This is a genomic window from Winogradskyella arenosi (genome assembly GCF_003337305.1).
GTDB classification, from domain to species: Bacteria; Bacteroidota; Bacteroidia; order Flavobacteriales; family Flavobacteriaceae; genus Winogradskyella; species Winogradskyella arenosi.
Genome location: NZ_QPJO01000002.1, coordinates 115,031 through 132,186 on the forward strand (window position 1 = coordinate 115,031; position 17,156 = coordinate 132,186).

The following is a 17,156-nucleotide window of genomic DNA, read 5'->3' on the forward strand; positions in this document are numbered from 1 at the left end:
ACTCGTCCTCTATGAATTTTAAAAATATATTTCTTTATTGCCTGCTGGCATTATCTCTAAATCTATCCGCTCAAGTTGTAGATCCTGTAACCTGGGAAACCAAAGTTGAAAAAATCTCCAAGACCGAATATAAGCTTATTTCTATTGCGACTATAGAGCCAGGTTGGCACTTGTATTCACAACAAGTTCCTGATGGTGGACCAATACCGACCACCTTTGCCTATGGAGATTCAGACGACTTTAAAACCTTAGGAGATACCAAAGAAGGCGAAGGGAAAACCATTGACGATCCGGTGTTTGACATGAGGATTAAGTTCTTTGGAGATAAGGCTCGATTTACACAACGTATTAAAGTCTTAAATCAAGAATTAGATTTGGTTAAAGGTGAAGTCGAGTTTATGGTTTGTGATGATGAACGCTGTTTACCGCCTACGTATGTTGATCTTGAATTTAATCTGAATCAAGCTGAAAAAAAACTTAAAGCACCACAAGGGCAAGGGGTTAGTTTTAATCCTACAGCCACGACACCAAACCTTGTGGAAACTGTAAAATGGGAAACTTCAGTTGAAAAATTAAATGCTACAGATTATATTTTAGTGTCTTCTGCCGCTATTGATAAAGGCTGGAAGTTATATGCGCAAAATGTTGAAGACGGAGGACCAATTCCAACAAGTTTCAATTATATAGTTGATAAGGGGATTGAGCTCATTGGTAAGACGCATGAAGAAAAAGGGAAAGAAAGTCTAGACAAAGTCTTCGATATGAAGATTAAATACTTTAAAAATAAGGCCCAATTTAGACAGAAGATTAAAGTTACAGACCCATCCGTTGCTACAGTACAAGCTGAAGTTAGTTTTATGACTTGTAATGATACGCAATGTACAGCACCAACTTATGTAGATTTAGAATTTGATTTATCCAAGTCTGTAAAAGCAACTTCTGATGTTTCTGAACATTCTGAGCCTAATAATGAAGCGGAAAACAAAGGCTTATGGTCTATTTTTATTATCGCCTTCTTTTCAGGTTTTGTAGCCTTATTGACCCCATGTGTGTTTCCAATGATTCCTATGACGGTAAGCTTTTTTATAAAGCAAAGTCAGTCTAAAGCACGAGGAATCCGCAACGCTATTATTTACGGCTTATCAATTATTATTATATACGTGCTTTTAGGAACCATCATTACGGCGATTTTTGGTGCAGATGCGCTCAATGCTTTAGCAACAAACGTATGGTTTAACCTTATATTCTTTATCCTCTTAGTTGTTTTTGCGATCTCTTTTTTAGGCGCTTTTGAAATTGTATTGCCAAATTCTTGGGCAAATAAAGCCGATAGACAAGCCGATAGAGGAGGACTTGTAGGCATCTTTTTTATGGCATTAGCCTTAGCAATTGTATCCTTTTCTTGTACAGGACCTATTGTAGGTACTATTTTGGTGGAAGCTGCTTCTAAGGGAGGTATTGCTCCGGTCATTGGGATGTTAGGGTTTTCTTCTGCGATAGCCTTACCCTTTGCATTATTTGCAGCCTTCCCAGGCTGGTTAAATTCGTTACCTAAATCAGGAGGTTGGTTAAATACCGTTAAAGTGGTGCTTGGGTTCTTAGAATTAGCATTGGCATTCAAATTTTTATCGCAAGCCGATTTGGTCTTGCAACTTCACTTCTTAGAGCGTGAAGTATTTTTAGCCATCTGGATTGCCATTTTTGGAACCTTGGCTTTATATCTTTTTGGTAAAATTCAGTTGCCACACGATTCGCCTTTACCACATATCTCAGTAGGAAGATTATTATTAGGACTTTTAACCCTCACCTTCACTATTTATATGATTCCTGGCCTATGGGGAGCTCCTTTAAAAATTATAAGTGCTTTTCCTCCGCCTTTAGATTATAGCGAGTCTCCTTATGGTGTAGGAAACTCTCGAGGTGGTGGAGCAAAGACAGTAAACGATATTCCAGAAGGTGCTCATTTATTAGCGCCACATGATATTTTAGCGTTTAACGACTACGAGACCGGATTGGCCTATGCTAAAAAAGTGGGGAAGCCCGTGATGTTAGATTTTACAGGTTGGGCTTGTGTAAACTGCCGTAAGATGGAACAGAATGTGTGGGTGGCACCAAAGGTGTTGTCTAAATTAAAAAATGATGTGGTCCTTATTTCACTTTACGTGGACGAGCAGATTAAATTCCCAAAAGGAAAGGCACCAGAGTCTAAACTAAGACCAGGGAAAAAGCTTAGGAATAAAGGACAACTGTGGAGCGAGTTTCAAACTATTAGGTATAAAACCAATACACAACCTTATTACGTCTTAATGGATCATAACGAAGAAAATCTTATTGAGCCGGTGGCTTATACGCCAGATATCGATACTTATAACGCTTGGTTAAAAGCGGGGATTTCTAATTTTGAAAAGTAAGTTTTAGTTCCAAGCTAATCCACTGCGTTCCTCCCAATAATGGGTTTTAGAGACGGCAAACGATTTTAAACGGGTTATTTCAGCTGCTGTTAATTCAAAATCTAAGGCTTTTAAATTTTCGGTGAGTTGGAGTGGGTTAGAAGCGCCACTTAAAACAACTTTAGGTTCTAGAGCATCCATTATAAAACGTAGGGCAATGGCATCATTTCTAACCTTATATTTATTGGAAAGTTCCGCTATATAATGGTAAGCTTCCATATAGGCTTCAAACTTTTCGTTTTGAAATACGCGTCCGTTTGCTAAACCTTCTTTTATTATAATGGTTTTGCCTTCTGAAATTAATGTTTTTAAGATATCAAAAGTAGATTGTTCAAAGATATTAAACGTGACTTGGTAACTATCAAATAAGGCTTGTCCTTCAAATTTAATCTTTATGGCTTCTTCAATAATTTTAACTTGTTCGGTACCACTAGAAGAAAGCCCAATTTGCAATTGATGCTTTTGTTTTAGTTCAAATAATCGTGATAAAACGGCGATATTGGTAAGAACACCACTGTCTAGCGTTGCGGAATGAATTTGATAAATTTTTAAATTAGGAAGTAAGGTTTTAGACACTTCCCATTGGGCATTTAATTTCTCTAAAGAGTGTTCTTTAATCTCGTGTTTTCCTGAGAAGCCTAGTTCCCAATTGGCCACATAGGTATAGCCAAATTTGGTTGATAAGGTAACGTCGTTATGCGCTCTAGAGCTGTTCCAAAAGTCTAAAAAGGATTCTCCTAAACCATAAGAAGGTGCCACGTCAAAATCGCGAATACCAAGTTGATAGGCTTGGTCTAAAACGGTTAAGGCGGTATCTCTAAACGTTTCTACAGATTTATCTATAGGTTGCTTTGGTCTGATGTTGATATAATCGGGTCTGCCTAAAGCGGCTAACCCTAATCCTATTTTAGTGCTGCTCATTTTTGTCTTAATTCTGCTGTAAATTTAAGACTTTTTGGTGGTCGCAGATTAAGAATAGTTTTAAAAACTAGGGCTTTTTAGCTTATCGGAATGTAAGGCTCTGAGTTTCGCTAATTTCGGATCGATAACAAATCCGCAGTAGCCATAATCAGGATTGTTTTTATAAAAATCTTGATGCTCGCGTTCCGCTTCATAAAATGGTGGTAACGGCGAGAGTTCGGTTACAATTGGCGCATCATAATAGTGCTCTAGTTCCTTAAGCACGAGTTCTGAAATTTCTTTTTGCGTCTCATCATGGTAATAAATCACTGAACGGTATTGCGTTCCCCGATCTGCACCTTGTCTATTCAGCGTCGTCGGGTCATGAGTGGTCATAAAAATAATGAGGAGATCTTTAAAGCTGATAAGATTTGCATCAAAGGTAATTTGGACCACTTCAGCATGACCGGTAAGGCCTGAACATATTTCTCTATAAGTAGGATGTCCAGGAACGGTGCCTCCGGCATAACCAGAACGTACATTTTGTACGCCTTTTACGGCTTCAAAAACAGCTTCGGTACACCAAAAACAACCGCCGCCTACAGTGGCCGTTTGTATATTGTTTGTTTTCATGAGGTACTTTTAGGATCTAAAATCATAGATTCAGAATTCACACAATACCGTAGTCTGCTAGGTTCAGGACCATCAGGAAATACATGACCTAAATGCGCATCGCAAGTGTTGCACATTACTTCTACACGGACCATCCCGTAAGCGGTATCTTTTTCGTATTTAATTGCGTTTGATGTTATGGGTTGTGTAAAGCTTGGCCAACCCGTTCCCGAACTAAATTTTATGGTAGAATCGAATAAAGGATTTTGGCAACAAATACAATTGTATTTGCCTTCTTCATACGTGGTGCAATGTTCGCCAGTATGGGCGCGTTCCGTGCCTTTAAGTCTTGTAATTCTGTACTGTTCGTCTGTTAATAGCGCCTTCCATTCCGCTTCAGATTTCTCTACGCGACGGTCCGGGCTAGGGTTTCCATTAACAGTAAAATTAATGATGTCTTTCCAAGTTAACATGGTAAGGGGCTTTCTTTTTTATGATTCATAAAGGTAGTCGAAAAGTTTATCAATCGCTTACAATTTGGTTTTATGAGAGAGATTTTACAATTTAAGAGGGATAAAATACGAATTGTAACCACAACCCGACGTTAAGTTTTTCTTAAATCGACAGGAAAACATGGCAATTCATTCTTTATTGTGTCTATTAAACGATAATTTTGCGGCTCATTATAATGAAAACAAGAAATTTATGAGTCAAGTAAAAGAAAATGATACGGTAAAAGTACATTATACAGGGAAATTAAAAAGCGGACAAGTCTTTGATAGTTCTTTAGAGCGTGAGCCTTTAGAGTTTACTTTAGGACAAGGGATGCTTATTCCTGGTTTTGAAAACGCTGTTATCGATATGAAAGTGAATGATAAAAAAACTGTTGATATTCCTGTAGCAGAAGCTTACGGTGATGTGAGAAAAGAATTATTCCATAGAGTTGATAAAGCTCAGTTACCAGCAGAGATTACTCCTGAAGTTGGTTTAGGTTTAGCGTCTAGAGATGAACAAGGTAATGAGCACCAATTTAGAATCGTTGAGGTGAATGAAGATCACGTTATTGTTGATGGAAACCATCCATTAGCAGGACAAGAATTAGTATTTGATTTAGAATTAGTTGAGATCAAATAAGTCTAGCGATTTAGAAACCAAAAAGCCCTGTGAAGTTCATTTCACAGGGCTTTTTATTTTAAAAAATGGATTAAGACTCGCATTTTAGGCGTTCAACTCAGGCATCACTAAAAACGGAATTACAGGATGATAGCCTATTTTCTGTATAACAGGTTCGTTTAAAATACTTTCTATAAGGCTGTGCTTATAGTTTACCATTGCTACAATATTAATATCAAATTCTTGGATGAACTCTTTAATAATAAGCTCTTTTGTTCCAAAGTTTGGTCGCCATTCTAAAGACGATGGATAGTCTTCTAAATTGGCTTTAAGCATGGATAAATTATAGTTTTGTTTTTCTGTTAAATGATCTTTTTCAGTAATATGAACCACTCTTATCTTAGCATCGTGCAATTTGGTAAGATGCATTAAAGGCAATAATTCGTCGCCATAAAAGTGATTGAAATCCGTTGGAAATGCAATTTGCTTTGGTTTTGCATAGGTGTAAGCATCAGGAACCACTAAAACAGGGCAAACTCTTATTTTATTGATAACATTGACGGTATTGCTACCAAAAATAAATTCTTTAGCACCAGTGGCCCCTTTTGTTCCCATTATGGCAAGACTAATAGGAAAGTCATTTAAGGCTTTTTCTATCGATCTAATTAAAGGCTGCGTACTGAATATCGTTTCAAACTCATGCTCAGTATTAGAACTTTTTCCTTGAGCTTTGTCCTTTAAGGCCGAAAGCTTTTCTTTAGTCTCTTCCTGTTGTATGTTTATAAAAGTAGACGTAATGTAGGTTCTAGAGCTAGGATTAGAAAAGGTCCAAGCATGTAAAAAGTAAAACGTACAAGCTTCATCAGCATACAATTTTAATGCATAGCTTATCGCGCTCCATGAATTGTCTGAAAAATCCGTTGGTAATAATATGTGGTGTCTCATAATTTTTAATAATGCCTTATAACAACAAAATTATAAGGTGATGTTCAATTTTGAAATGATTAATATCAGTTTTGAGGAATTACTAAAAATGGGATGTTAGGGTGAAATCCTATGGAATTAATAATAGGTTCTTTAATAAGGTTTTCTATAAAACTGTGTTGGTAACGAATCATTACTAGCATATTAATTTCAAGGGCTTTTGTAAACTCTTGAATGGCTTTGGCTTTTTTACCTTCTTGGGGTTGCCAGTGGAAGCTACATTCATAAGCCTCTAAGCTTAATTTTAACAGCGCCAAATGCTGCTTCTGGGTAGCGTTAAGATGATCTTCTGTATCTATATGAACAATCCTAATTACAGAATTGTATAAATCGGCTAAGTCTTTTAAGGCGTCTAACTCTTCTCCGTAGTTACGGTTGTAATCCGTTGGAAAAGCAATTTCTTTAGGCGCTACATAGCTAAATTCATTTGGGATCACTAAAAGGGGACAAGCTTTACTATGTTTTATGGCATTTACAGTATTGCTACCAAACATAAGTTCTTTGGCTAATGTGGCACCTTGTGTCCCCATCACAATTAAATCTATGGCCTCCTTTTCAACAAGCACATCAATGGCATTTTGCAAGATATTTGTGCTTAAGATAACTTCAAATTTATGATTGGGATTAGGGTATTCTTTTTCAACTTTAGCCTTTAATTCGGCCAAATCAGCTTTGGCATTTTCAGCAATCGCCTCAACCAACTTATTTGATATACTCGTCATAGACGATACTTTCATTTTTGAGGAATACAGAAAATGGAAGGTACAGACTTCATTCTTGTAAAGCTTCATAGCGTAGACGGCAGCACTCCAGGCGTTATCAGAAAAATCAGTTGGTAAAAGTATGTTTTTAGACATGATTGTTTAGTACTATTTAAAACGTGATAAAAGGTTAAAATGTTTATTTAATTGCAAAAAATAACTGCATATTTCGCTTAATATATGTTGAATTCTTTAATTACGCTATACTAAAAGCGATTTTGTTGCAATTGTAAAATTACAAATCCTATATATTTTAATTCATGATATATGTCAGTAAAAAATCATAAGGCTTTTAGAGGGCTTTTAAAGGCCGGTTTTAGGTGAAGCTTATACCCAATAACAAGTCTCTATATAGAGTTAAAAAAAATCTTTTTGAAAAGTAGATTTTACAGTTTAGGTTTTAAACAAGACCCTGATATTTGGTGCAGTTTATGCGTGTTTGCCAAAGAGAATCGCCCAGTTTTATTTTTGAAATAAGTGTCTTGGGGCGAATTTTAATAGAAGTGATTTAATACAAATACAAAAAGCCGCTGATAACAGCGGCTTTCTGATTTTAAGAATCAACCTTATACTAACAAGGACTAGTTTTAATGAGGAGATTCAGTAGGGTTAAATTTTTATTCTACAATTAAATGCTTTGGTAGATCTACTACATTTTCACAACATAATTGTTCCATAACTTGTTGAAATTCACGTTTCATTAAAGAAATGGTATGGTTTCCGCCTTCTTTTCCTAATGCTCCAACACCATACATAAAACTACGTCCCATGAATGTAAATTCTGCTCCATTTGCCATTGCTCTTGCAATATCTGGACCACCACGTAAACCAGAATCTACCATGATTTTTATCTCATCCTTATACTTTTTTGCCAAATGCGTCATGGGTACAATTGAAGATTGACCAGCATCTAACTGTCTCCCACCATGATTAGACACAATTAATCCATCGACACCTAAATTAATCGCTTTTTGAGCATCTATTTCATTTACAACGCCTTTTATAACTAATTTCCCTTTCCATTGATCTCTTATAGAAGCTATTCTGTCTTCATTTAATCGACCAGAAAACGTAGTATCCATAAATTCGCCTAATTTTTTTAAATTTAGTCCTTTAGGCATATATTTTTCCATGGTTTTAAAAGCAGGTTGTCCATGTATTAAAGTTTGAATAGCCCAATCTGGCTTTCTAAAAACTTCAATAATATTTTTTAGACTCATAGATGGTGGCATTGCTAAGCCATTTCTAACATCTCTAGGTCTGTAACCAAATGTTGGTACATCTGCTAGAATGACTAAAACATCAGTGCCTGCATGCGCCGCTCTATCTAATAAATCTCTTTTTACTTTTTCTTCAGCAGGATGATAGAGTTGAAACCAAGATTTTCCTTCGGTTAATTCTGCAACACGTTCAATACTAGAAGTGGTTACAGTACTTAATATAAAAGGAATGTTGTGATTAAAAGCTGATTTCGCCAAAATCTCTGGTGAATTTGGCCACATTAACCCCTGTAAACCAACTGGCGCAATTCCAAAAGGCGCATCGTAAGTATGCCCAAACAATTCTGTCTTTAAATTAGATTTATCAAATTTTGATAAATATTGTGGCATCAATTCAATTTTCTGTAGATCAGTTCGATTTTTATCTAAATTGATATCTTCATTACAGCCACCATCTAAGTATTCAAAAGCGAATTTTGGCATTTTAACCATTGCTCTTTTTCTTAAATCTGTTACTGAAGGATATTTGGGATTTATTTTTATTTCCATATTAAAATTTCTAAAGTTTTAATTACGCTTTCTTATTTATAAATCTTTAAAGTTCGATATCCATAAATTGCGATAAAGCAAAAACAAATAAAAGGCAAAATAAAAGAGAAATTAACTCCAGAAAAGGGGCCAATTTGCTCAGTATCTATCATTAGGCCTTGTAATATTGGCATTAAAGCCCCACCAACGATGGCCATAACCAAACCTGCGGCTCCAATAGCCGTATCATCTTCTCTTAAGCCATCTAAGGCAATTCCGTAAATGGTAGGGAACATTAAAGACATAAATGCTGAAGTTGCTACGAGTAAATAGAGTCCAACAATACCTTCAATTAAGATGACTCCAGACATGGTTCCCATAGCACAGAGTGCAAAAATCATAAGTAGTTTTCTAGAGTTGACATACTTCATCAAGAACGTACTAATAAATCTACTGCATAAAAAGATCGCCATTGCTATAATATTATAGTTTTGAGCCTCTGCTTTTGAAATCCCTAAATTACCTGCATATTGAATAATGAATGTCCAACACATAATCTGAGCTGCCACATAAAAAAGTTGGGCTAAAACCCCTTCTTTATATTTTCCATTTTTAAATAATCGTTTAAAAGAAGAAGCGGCACTCGTTGGGTTTTGACTCTGTGTTCTTTTAGGCATTTTAGTAACCGCTATGATAACTAACATGGCAATGACCACAAAGCCAAGAATAACGTAGGGGTTTCTAATAATTTCTAAATCGTGAGTTCTGATAACTGCTTTTTGCGCTTCATTTAAGGTGTTAAAAACAAGCTCGCCAGCGGCGTTTCGGATATCAGAATCAAGAGCAACAAGTATAAATTTTGAAGCCACAAACATGCCAAATAAAGAGCCAATAGGATTAAAGGCTTGTGCAAGGTTTAAGCGACGTGTTGCGGTGCGCTCGTCACCCATAGAGAGGATAAAAGGATTTGCAGTAGTTTCTAAAAATGCCAATCCGAAGGTTAAAATATAAAGTGAGCCTAAAAAGAATCCGAAGACTTCAAATTTTGCAGCCGGATAAAATAATAGGGCCCCAATGGCATAAAGGGTTAGCCCTAAAAGAATTCCTTTTTTATAACTATACTTTCTAACAAAAAGCGCTGCAGGTATTGCCATAGTGGCATAACCTCCATAAAAGGCTAATTGTACCAAAGCTGCTTTTGCAGTTGAAATCTCCATAACCGTTGCAAAGGCAGCGACCATAGGATTGGTAATATCATTAGCAAAGCCCCAAAGTGCGAATAACGAGGTAATGAGTATAAAAGGTAGTAAGACCTCTTTAGAGACTACGGGTACTTTAGTTGAATTATTCATTTAGTCTTATTTTTTTAGTTGCGAAGAAAAAAAGCACCATCCAAATTAATAGCTAAAATGGAATAGTGCTTTAGTTATTTAAGGTCAATATCTAGCGGTATTGCGCATAGATCACTTTAGTTTGTAGGTATTCTTCCATACCATGTTTTCCATCGGCACCACCAATTCCGGATTTTTTCCATCCGGCGTGGAATCCTTGAATAGCTTCAAAATGTTCTCTGTTGATGTAGGTTTCTCCGTATTGTAATTCTTCAGCAGCATGCATAACTTTATTAAAGTTCTCTGAGAAAATTGAAGAGGTTAAACCATATTCTGAATCATTTGCTAAGGCAATAGCTTCGTCTAAGGTGCTAAATTTCATTACTGGTAAAACAGGACCAAAAACTTCTTCTTGAATAATTTGCATGTCTTGTCTTACATTGGTTAATAATGTAGGTTGGTAAAAATAGCCTTTGTCAAACTGAGAAGATTTATTTCCTCCAACTAAAACTTCTGCACCTTCTTTTTTAGCAAATTCAACCATTTCAGCTACTTTATCTAATTGAGGTTTAGAAACCAATGCACTCATATCTGGATTGTTATCAGAAAAAGCATCTTCTACTTTTAAAGCCTTCATTTTAGCCGTTACCATGTCTAAGAATTGATCATGAATAGACTCTTCAACGTACACACGTTCTGCACAGTTACAAACTTGACCGCTATAAATAATTCTAGAACCTACTACGGCATTTACCGCTAATTCTAAGTTAGCATCAGCACATACAATAGCTGGGGCTTTACCACCTAATTCTAAAGATACTTTAGTGATGTTTTCTGAAGCGGCTTCCATAACTTTCTGACCAGCAAAAACACTACCTGTTAAACTGATAATACCTGTAATTGGGCTTTTAGATAAAGCGTTTCCAACAACGGGTCCAGTACCACAAACAACGTTTAAAACTCCGGCAGGTAATTCTATTTTCTGAATTAAATCTACCCACTCCATAATAGTGTTCGGTGCAATACAACTTGGTTTAATAACACAAGTATTTCCTGTAATTAAAGAACCAGCAACTTTTCTAGCCATTACAAAAAATGGGAAGTTCCAAGGTAAGATCCCTACAGCAACACCAATTGGTGCTTTGTGTAAAAAGATGTGTTCTTTTTTACGGTCACTTTGTATAATTTCACCTTCTATACGTCTTGCAAAACCGGCATAGTAATCAAAATAATCGGCCGTAACATCAATTTCTACTTGTGCAAGTCCAATGACTTTAGCTTGTTCTGACGCTAACGTTTCGGCTAAAAACACACGGTTTTCACGAATAACAGTCGCCATTTTGTGTAAATAATTAGCACGTTCAATAGCTGTTAGAGATTTCCAAGCATGTTGTGATTCTTTTGCGGCATCTAATGCATTATTAGCATCTTCAATTGAACCTTGTGGGATCTCAGATAATACTTCTTCTGTACATGGGTTAAGTACTTTTGTTACTTCGGAAGAAGTAGACTTTACAAACTTTCCGTTTATAAATTGATTAAATTCTTTCATGAGTGTTTACGTTTAGTTTATATTGTGATATATCTAATAAATTCAAGGTTTTTGTTGTAATTAAACAAAGTGTTGAATTTTTATTTATAAATATGGTCAACAAACATATACGTCAATGTGGATTTTGTATTTATCCATATTAATCAATAATATGTATAATTTAAACATAGAAGAATTCTGTGTTTAAGTTTTAAGCTGTTTTTAGCTCAGAAAAAACGGTACATTGTTGTAAATATTTTTTGACGCACAACCAAGAAATCTTGGTCACTACAAAGAATCATATATTAGGATAGAGTACGTTTCTCAAATCCGTCAATTGCTTGCTCAAAATCTGCATAAGATCCAAAATACGGTGTATAGAGTGTCTCAGGGCAGGTAAAGAAGAAAAAAAGGCTTAGGTATATTTCCCCGATTTGTAGGAGGCAGGTGTTAAACCAGTCACCGATTTAAAAACACGAGAAAAGTGATAGCGGTCAGAGAAGCCTAAATTAAAAGCAACATTTTCTATGGACTTATTGGTGTGTTCAAATAACTCGCAAGACTTTGCAATTTTTCTATTTTGAACAAACTGATGTAAGGTGACATTCATTTCCTCTTTAAATAATCGTGCAAATGAATTTGGCGCCATATTTACAAGCGAGGACATTTTAGAATTACTTAATTTTTTATCGAGATTAACTTCAATATAACGAATCACCTTTAAAACGCGTTCGTCTATATTTATAGTCTTCCATAATTCAGGACCTATATTAGTAAGGGCTTCTTTAATAAAAGCCTGTAGTTTTAAATTGAAAGTAAGTTTGAAATCTTTGTTTTCTACCTTTAAGCGGTTGGTTAAATAATGTAAACGATCCTTTAGGTAATCGGTTAATTCTATTTTTAAGATTCCGGGAAAAACACTATCAAAAGGGACCCCTAAATTAAAATGCGCAAAGAAATGAATGAGAAACATATTCTCTAAATCGGCTTCGTTATGTTGGGTATTAACTTGTTTTCCAGAAACACGAATGCCTTCATTATAAATGTGGTTTTTTGTGTAACGAGAAGAAAACGATGTAAAAGGGGGGATAATATAGATGTAATCAGGATCCATGTCTATCACCGAATCTTGATGTATTAATTGTCCGCCGGTGTTTTTATTCCAATACAACCTCCAAAACGGAAAAACCATTTCATGGCAATCCCACAAATCGAGTAACCAATATCGGCAACATAACATCTTTAGTTTTAGGTCAATAAAATTCTGATGATTGGCAGAAGGGTCTCCTAATTCTATTTGTTTTACAAACTTCATAAACTACTAATGTTTGAATTAGATACAAAAATACAGATTTTGAATATCTAATAAGCTAGGTTCTGTCGTTAATTTTGTTTCAACAATTTTATTTAAAGCAATAGGAAGCATCTCTAACTATAAACATAATAAAAAAGTTAAGATCCATAGAGGTGCCCCATTTGAGTACTAATAAATAATAAACACAAACAAATGAAAACGATAAAACTCCCCGTACAGGTAGAAGCAGAATTAAATAAAGTATCTGAGGTGGCTGGTTATTTATGGCAACGTGAATGGGCAGAACGTAATGCAGGTAATATTTCAATGAACTTAACCTCTTACTTTAAAAAAGAAGAAGTTCAAGGTATTGGAACAGAGGTGCCATTTGAATTTCCAAAAGGTGCTGCTGGGTTTGTAATCTACATTACAGGAACAGGTTGTTATTTAAGAGATTTAGTTGATAAGCTTGAAGAAGCTTCATGTATTTTATACATCAATGAAGATGCTACAGCTTATTCTATTATTTGGGGAGGTAAGCGTGAAAACTTCGGACCAACCTGTGAGTTAATTTCTCATGCAAGTATCCATTTATTTAACTCTATTCATCATCCAGAAAATTTAGCGGTTGTACATACACATCCACTTGAATTAATCTGTATGAGTCATCACGAGTTGTTTGATAATGAAGAGGAATTAAACAGACAAATCTGGATGATGTGTCCTGAGGTTAAAGTATTTGTTCCTAAAGGAATTCACTGTACGCCATACGCTTTATCGAGTACGGCTGCTTTAGCAGAAGTTACGATGGAAGCTTTTAAAACAAGAAATGTTTCCTTGTGGGAAAAGCATGGGGCAACCGCCACAGCTCCAGATGTAATGCAGGCGTGGGACTTTTTAGATGTTGCTAATAAAGGTGCTAAAATGTTAATGATGTGTTGGGCTGCAGGGTTTAAACCAGCAGGACTTTCAAATGATCAGTTAACAGAATTAGAGCAATTTACATAATAGAAAAAATAGAAAAAATAGAATAAATAGAATAAATAGAATAAATCATGAGTAGATTAATAGGTAGATTACCAAAAGTAGGCATTCGCCCGGTGATTGATGGACGTGAATTAGGGGTAAGAGAGTCATTAGAAGTTCAAACGATGGACATGGCTAAAGCAGCCGCAAAATTAATACAAGATAATTTACGTTTCCCTAGTGGTGAAACGGTGGAGGTTGTCATTGCAGATACTACTATTGGTGGAGTTGCAGATGCAGCAGCATGTGCCGATAAATTTCAAAGAGAAGGTGTAGAAGTATCATTGACAGTAACGCCATGTTGGTGTTATGGAACTGAAGTTATGGATACCAATCCTTTAACGCCTAAAGCGGTATGGGGTTTTAACGGAACAGAACGCCCAGGAGCTGTGTATTTAGCAGCAGCATTGGCAGGTTATTCTCAAAAAGGATTACCAGCTTTTGGAATTTATGGTAAAGAAGTACAAGATGAAGGTGATCAAACCATTCCTCAAGATGTTTCAGAAAAAATATTACGTTTTACAAAAGGCGCTTTAGCAGTGGCTCAAATGAAAGGTAAATCGTATTTATCTATAGGATACAGTTCTATGGGTATTGCAGGTTCTATGGTAGATGTCAACTTTTTACAAGATTACTTAGGTGTAAGAGCGGAGTTTGTAGAGTCTGTAGAGCTTTTAAGACGTATGGATGAAGGTATTTACGATCATGACGAATATGAAAAAGCATTAGCTTGGACCAAAGAAAACTGTAAAGAAGGAAAAGATTATAACAGTCCTGAAGCTCAAAAATCAGCAGAAGTAAAAGATGCTGAATGGGAAAAAGTCGTGAAAATGACTTTAATCTGTAAAGATTTAATGAACGGAAACCCTAAGTTAAAAGCCATGGGCTTCGGTGAAGAATCTAAAGGTAGAAATGCCATTATGGGAGGTTTCCAAGGGCAACGTCAGTGGACCGATTACCAACCAAATGCCGATTTTACAGAGTCTATTTTAAACTCGTCTTTTGATTGGAATGGAATCCGTCAAGCTTACACGTTTGCAACAGAAAACGATTGTTTAAACGCTATTTCTATGTTGTTTGGACATTTATTAACCAATAAAGCACAATTATTCTCAGATGTACGTACGTACTGGAGTCCAGAATCTGTAGAGCGCGTAACAGGTAAGAAATTAACAGGAATTGCTAAAGACGGAATTATTCACCTTATCAATTCTGGTTCTACAACTTTAGATGCTACAGCGCAACAAACCGATGCTGAAGGTAACCCAACCATGAAACCATTCTGGGATATTACAGAAGAAGAAGTTCAGAGATGTTTAGATAACACCAAATGGCCAGCTGCAATTGCTGAATACTTTAGAGGTGGTGGATTCTCTTCACAGTTTAAGACGAGAGGAGAATTACCAATGACCATGTGTAGATTAAACTTGGTGAAAGGTATCGGACCTGTACTTCAAATTGTTGAAGGATGGAGTGTAGAGTTACCTGAAGATGTACATGAAGTCTTAGACGAAAGAACTAACCCAACATGGCCAACAACTTGGTTTGTACCTAGAGTTACAGGAACAGGTTGTTTTAAAGATGTGTACACGGTGATGGCTAAATGGGGTGCAAATCATGGCGCCATTTCTCACGGACATATTGGTGCCGATTTAATTTCTTTAGCAGCGATGTTACGTATTCCTGTGAATATGCATAACGTTAGCGAAGATGATGTATTTAGACCAAGTGCATGGTCTGCTTTTGGCGAAAGTTTAGAAGGTGCAGATTATAGAGCTTGTGAAAATTATGGTCCGTTATACGGATTTAAAAACTAATTAGAATAACTATAAAAGGGTGATTGGCTTTTAAGGCAATTCACCCCTTTTTTTAATTTTTGAACTGTGATGGTGAATGTAATTGCTGTAATTGATATAGGAAAAACAAATAAGAAAATACTCTTGTTTAATGAAGCGTTTGAAGTGGTCTATAGAAATGCAACACGTTTTGATGAGGTTGAAGATGAAGATGGCGATCCTTGTGATGACATCGCGTCTATTGAAAACTGGATTCAAAATGAAATAAAACGAATTCAAGCAGAAGGCACGTATAGGATAAAGGCTATTAACTTTTCTACACATGGTGCTAGCCTAGTTTATCTTGATAAAAACGGCGACAGAATTACACCTTTATACAATTACTTAAAGCCTTTAGATTTAGATGACTATCATGAGTTTTATGATGGTTATGGAGGTCAAGAAGAATTTGCGAGGAAAACAGCTTCTCCAGCTTATGGAATGCTAAACACCGGACTTCAAATTTTAAAATTACAAAAAGAAAAACCAGAATTTTGGAATCAAGTCCATACAATTCTACATTACCCTCAATACCTAAGTTACCTGTTTACCAAAAAGGTTACAGCAGATTTTACCTCTGTTGGAGCTCATACAGCGACTTGGGATTTTGATACCATGCAGTACCATAAATGGGTTTCAGATTATAAGTTAAATTTACCTACACCACAAAACGGTAAAGACGCTATAGTTACTCATTTTAACGGTCAAGATATAGTAGTTGGGACAGGGTTACACGATAGTTCGTCTTCTATTCTTCCTATATTAGAAACCGAAAAAGAAAAAGAATTTATTCTCTTATCAACGGGGACCTGGATTATTGCCATGAATCCCTTTAGTAAAGAGACCTTAACACACCACCAGTTAAAAAATAACTGCTTGTGTTTTATGACCCCTCAAAAACAGCAAATCAAATCTTCGATGCAGTTTTTAGGGAAAATCCACGAAGTGTATTTAAAAGCTTTAAGTACGTATTTTAAAGTGGATATTGATACCCATTTAGACTTAGAGTTAAATGAAACATTATGTCAAGAATTAGTTAATACTAACGCTCGTGTGTTTTTATCTGAAGGGATTGATAGTGATTTTGAAGCCCATCCTTATCTCTTAACCAATTACAAGACTTATGAAGCTGCTTATTACCAATTGGTTTTTGAAATAAGTAAAAAAGTAATTCAAGGGATAGATTTAATTTTAGATGAAAATTCAGCGATTAAAGACATTTATATTTCGGGTGGTTTTAATAAAAATCTGATTTTTATAAGCTTTTTAAAATTATTGAAAACAGATATTGAAATCCATATTTCCGATTGTAAAAACGAAAGTGCTTTAGGTGCCGCATTAATGATGAAGTCTTATTTTTGAAGCTATTGAAGAGGTTTTAAAGCCTTTGAATAAGAATTATTAAGGTAAACATCACACTGGAAATTGAGCCCATAGTTGTGCGTAACTTTAGTGCAATCTACTGTATTTTATAGTCAGGGATACTTCCGGAATTTAAGATTTATTATCATTTTAAACCCCGAATACGACTAATCTTGTAACGAGGAAAGTTGGACTAAGGTGAAAAAATT

General features: G+C 35.6%; 14 protein-coding genes. 5 read left to right on the top strand and 9 right to left on the bottom strand.

The window, feature by feature from the left end:
* The first annotated feature begins 11 nt into the window (after positions 1-11).
* Entirely contained in the window at positions 12-2,411 is a 2,400-nt protein-coding gene (locus tag DFQ08_RS05350; protein WP_245935380.1) for a protein-disulfide reductase DsbD family protein, read from the top strand.
* A gap of 3 nt (positions 2,412-2,414) precedes the next feature.
* On the opposite strand, the gene DFQ08_RS05355 is transcribed toward DFQ08_RS05350, so the two are convergent.
* Genes DFQ08_RS05355 through msrB form a run of 3 tightly spaced genes read right to left on the bottom strand, consistent with a single transcriptional unit; the run spans position 2,415 to position 4,435 of the window.
* Positions 2,415-3,371 (bottom strand): aldo/keto reductase, encoded by a 957-nt coding sequence (locus DFQ08_RS05355; RefSeq protein ID WP_114308792.1) that lies wholly within the window; start codon positions 3,369-3,371, stop codon positions 2,415-2,417.
* Positions 3,372-3,431: 60 nt separating this feature from the next.
* Positions 3,432-3,983, bottom strand: coding sequence for a peptide-methionine (S)-S-oxide reductase MsrA (gene msrA, locus DFQ08_RS05360; RefSeq protein ID WP_114308793.1), 552 nt, complete (start codon positions 3,981-3,983; stop codon positions 3,432-3,434).
* Positions 3,980-4,435: a peptide-methionine (R)-S-oxide reductase MsrB gene (gene msrB / locus DFQ08_RS05365; RefSeq protein ID WP_114308794.1), complete on the bottom strand. Its 456-nt coding sequence runs from the start codon at positions 4,433-4,435 to the stop codon at positions 3,980-3,982. Before msrB ends, msrA begins: the two co-directional genes overlap by 4 nt.
* 232 nt (positions 4,436-4,667) lie before the next feature.
* Here msrB and DFQ08_RS05370 point away from each other — a divergent pair, with 232 nt between their 5' ends.
* Entirely contained in the window at positions 4,668-5,096 is a 429-nt protein-coding gene (locus DFQ08_RS05370) for an FKBP-type peptidyl-prolyl cis-trans isomerase (RefSeq protein ID WP_114309673.1), read from the top strand.
* Positions 5,097-5,180: 84 nt separating this feature from the next.
* Here DFQ08_RS05370 and DFQ08_RS05375 read toward each other — a convergent pair whose 3' ends face one another.
* The 6 genes from DFQ08_RS05375 to DFQ08_RS05400 form a co-directional block, all read right to left on the bottom strand.
* On the bottom strand, positions 5,181-6,020 hold the full coding sequence (locus tag DFQ08_RS05375; protein ID WP_114308795.1) for a universal stress protein: 840 nt from the start codon (positions 6,018-6,020) through the stop codon (positions 5,181-5,183).
* A gap of 65 nt (positions 6,021-6,085) precedes the next feature.
* Positions 6,086-6,916 (bottom strand): universal stress protein, encoded by an 831-nt coding sequence (locus tag DFQ08_RS05380; protein ID WP_114308796.1) that lies wholly within the window; start codon positions 6,914-6,916, stop codon positions 6,086-6,088.
* Between the two features lie 521 nt (positions 6,917-7,437).
* Complete coding sequence (locus tag DFQ08_RS05385; protein ID WP_114308797.1) at positions 7,438-8,589, bottom strand: alpha-hydroxy acid oxidase; 1,152 nt, start codon at positions 8,587-8,589, stop codon at positions 7,438-7,440.
* 32 nt (positions 8,590-8,621) lie between these two features.
* The gene (gene fucP / locus DFQ08_RS05390; protein WP_114308798.1) at positions 8,622-9,920 is read right to left on the bottom strand and encodes an L-fucose:H+ symporter permease; all 1,299 of its coding nucleotides are present in this window, start codon (positions 9,918-9,920) and stop codon (positions 8,622-8,624) included.
* Positions 9,921-10,011: 91 nt separating this feature from the next.
* The gene (aldA, locus tag DFQ08_RS05395) at positions 10,012-11,451 is read right to left on the bottom strand and encodes an aldehyde dehydrogenase (RefSeq protein WP_114308799.1); all 1,440 of its coding nucleotides are present in this window, start codon (positions 11,449-11,451) and stop codon (positions 10,012-10,014) included.
* 394 nt (positions 11,452-11,845) lie between these two features.
* A complete protein-coding gene (locus DFQ08_RS05400) occupies positions 11,846-12,745 on the bottom strand; it encodes an AraC family transcriptional regulator (RefSeq protein ID WP_114308800.1) in 900 nt (299 codons plus the stop codon).
* Between the two features lie 192 nt (positions 12,746-12,937).
* Here DFQ08_RS05400 and rhaD point away from each other — a divergent pair, with 192 nt between their 5' ends.
* The 3 genes from rhaD (at position 12,938) to DFQ08_RS05415 (ending at position 16,947) form a co-directional block, all read left to right on the top strand.
* Complete coding sequence (gene rhaD, locus DFQ08_RS05405) at positions 12,938-13,732, top strand: rhamnulose-1-phosphate aldolase (RefSeq protein WP_114308801.1); 795 nt, start codon at positions 12,938-12,940, stop codon at positions 13,730-13,732.
* 47 nt (positions 13,733-13,779) lie between these two features.
* A complete protein-coding gene (locus DFQ08_RS05410) occupies positions 13,780-15,567 on the top strand; it encodes an L-fucose isomerase (protein WP_114308802.1) in 1,788 nt (595 codons plus the stop codon).
* A 69-nt stretch (positions 15,568-15,636) separates the two neighbouring features.
* A complete protein-coding gene (locus DFQ08_RS05415; protein ID WP_114308803.1) occupies positions 15,637-16,947 on the top strand; it encodes an FGGY family carbohydrate kinase in 1,311 nt (436 codons plus the stop codon).
* Positions 16,948-17,156 lie beyond the last annotated feature (209 nt).

Excerpts from the sequence above, each read along its gene's own strand:
- rhaD (WP_114308801.1), top strand. The coding sequence starts at position 12,938 with ATGAAAACGATAAAACTCCCCGTACAGGTAGAAGCAGAATTAAATAAA.
- msrB (WP_114308794.1), bottom strand. The coding sequence starts at position 4,435 with ATGTTAACTTGGAAAGACATCATTAATTTTACTGTTAATGGAAACCCT.
- DFQ08_RS05400 (WP_114308800.1), bottom strand. The coding sequence starts at position 12,745 with ATGAAGTTTGTAAAACAAATAGAATTAGGAGACCCTTCTGCCAATCAT.
- DFQ08_RS05355 (WP_114308792.1), bottom strand. The coding sequence starts at position 3,371 with ATGAGCAGCACTAAAATAGGATTAGGGTTAGCCGCTTTAGGCAGACCC.
- aldA (WP_114308799.1), bottom strand. The coding sequence starts at position 11,451 with ATGAAAGAATTTAATCAATTTATAAACGGAAAGTTTGTAAAGTCTACT.
- DFQ08_RS05410 (WP_114308802.1), top strand. The coding sequence starts at position 13,780 with ATGAGTAGATTAATAGGTAGATTACCAAAAGTAGGCATTCGCCCGGTG.
- msrA (WP_114308793.1), bottom strand. The coding sequence starts at position 3,983 with ATGAAAACAAACAATATACAAACGGCCACTGTAGGCGGCGGTTGTTTT.
- DFQ08_RS05350 (WP_245935380.1), top strand. The coding sequence starts at position 12 with ATGAATTTTAAAAATATATTTCTTTATTGCCTGCTGGCATTATCTCTA.
- DFQ08_RS05415 (WP_114308803.1), top strand. The coding sequence starts at position 15,637 with ATGGTGAATGTAATTGCTGTAATTGATATAGGAAAAACAAATAAGAAA.
- fucP (WP_114308798.1), bottom strand. The coding sequence starts at position 9,920 with ATGAATAATTCAACTAAAGTACCCGTAGTCTCTAAAGAGGTCTTACTA.
- DFQ08_RS05385 (WP_114308797.1), bottom strand. The coding sequence starts at position 8,589 with ATGGAAATAAAAATAAATCCCAAATATCCTTCAGTAACAGATTTAAGA.
- DFQ08_RS05375 (WP_114308795.1), bottom strand. The coding sequence starts at position 6,020 with ATGAGACACCACATATTATTACCAACGGATTTTTCAGACAATTCATGG.
- DFQ08_RS05370 (WP_114309673.1), top strand. The coding sequence starts at position 4,668 with ATGAGTCAAGTAAAAGAAAATGATACGGTAAAAGTACATTATACAGGG.
- DFQ08_RS05380 (WP_114308796.1), bottom strand. The coding sequence starts at position 6,916 with ATGTCTAAAAACATACTTTTACCAACTGATTTTTCTGATAACGCCTGG.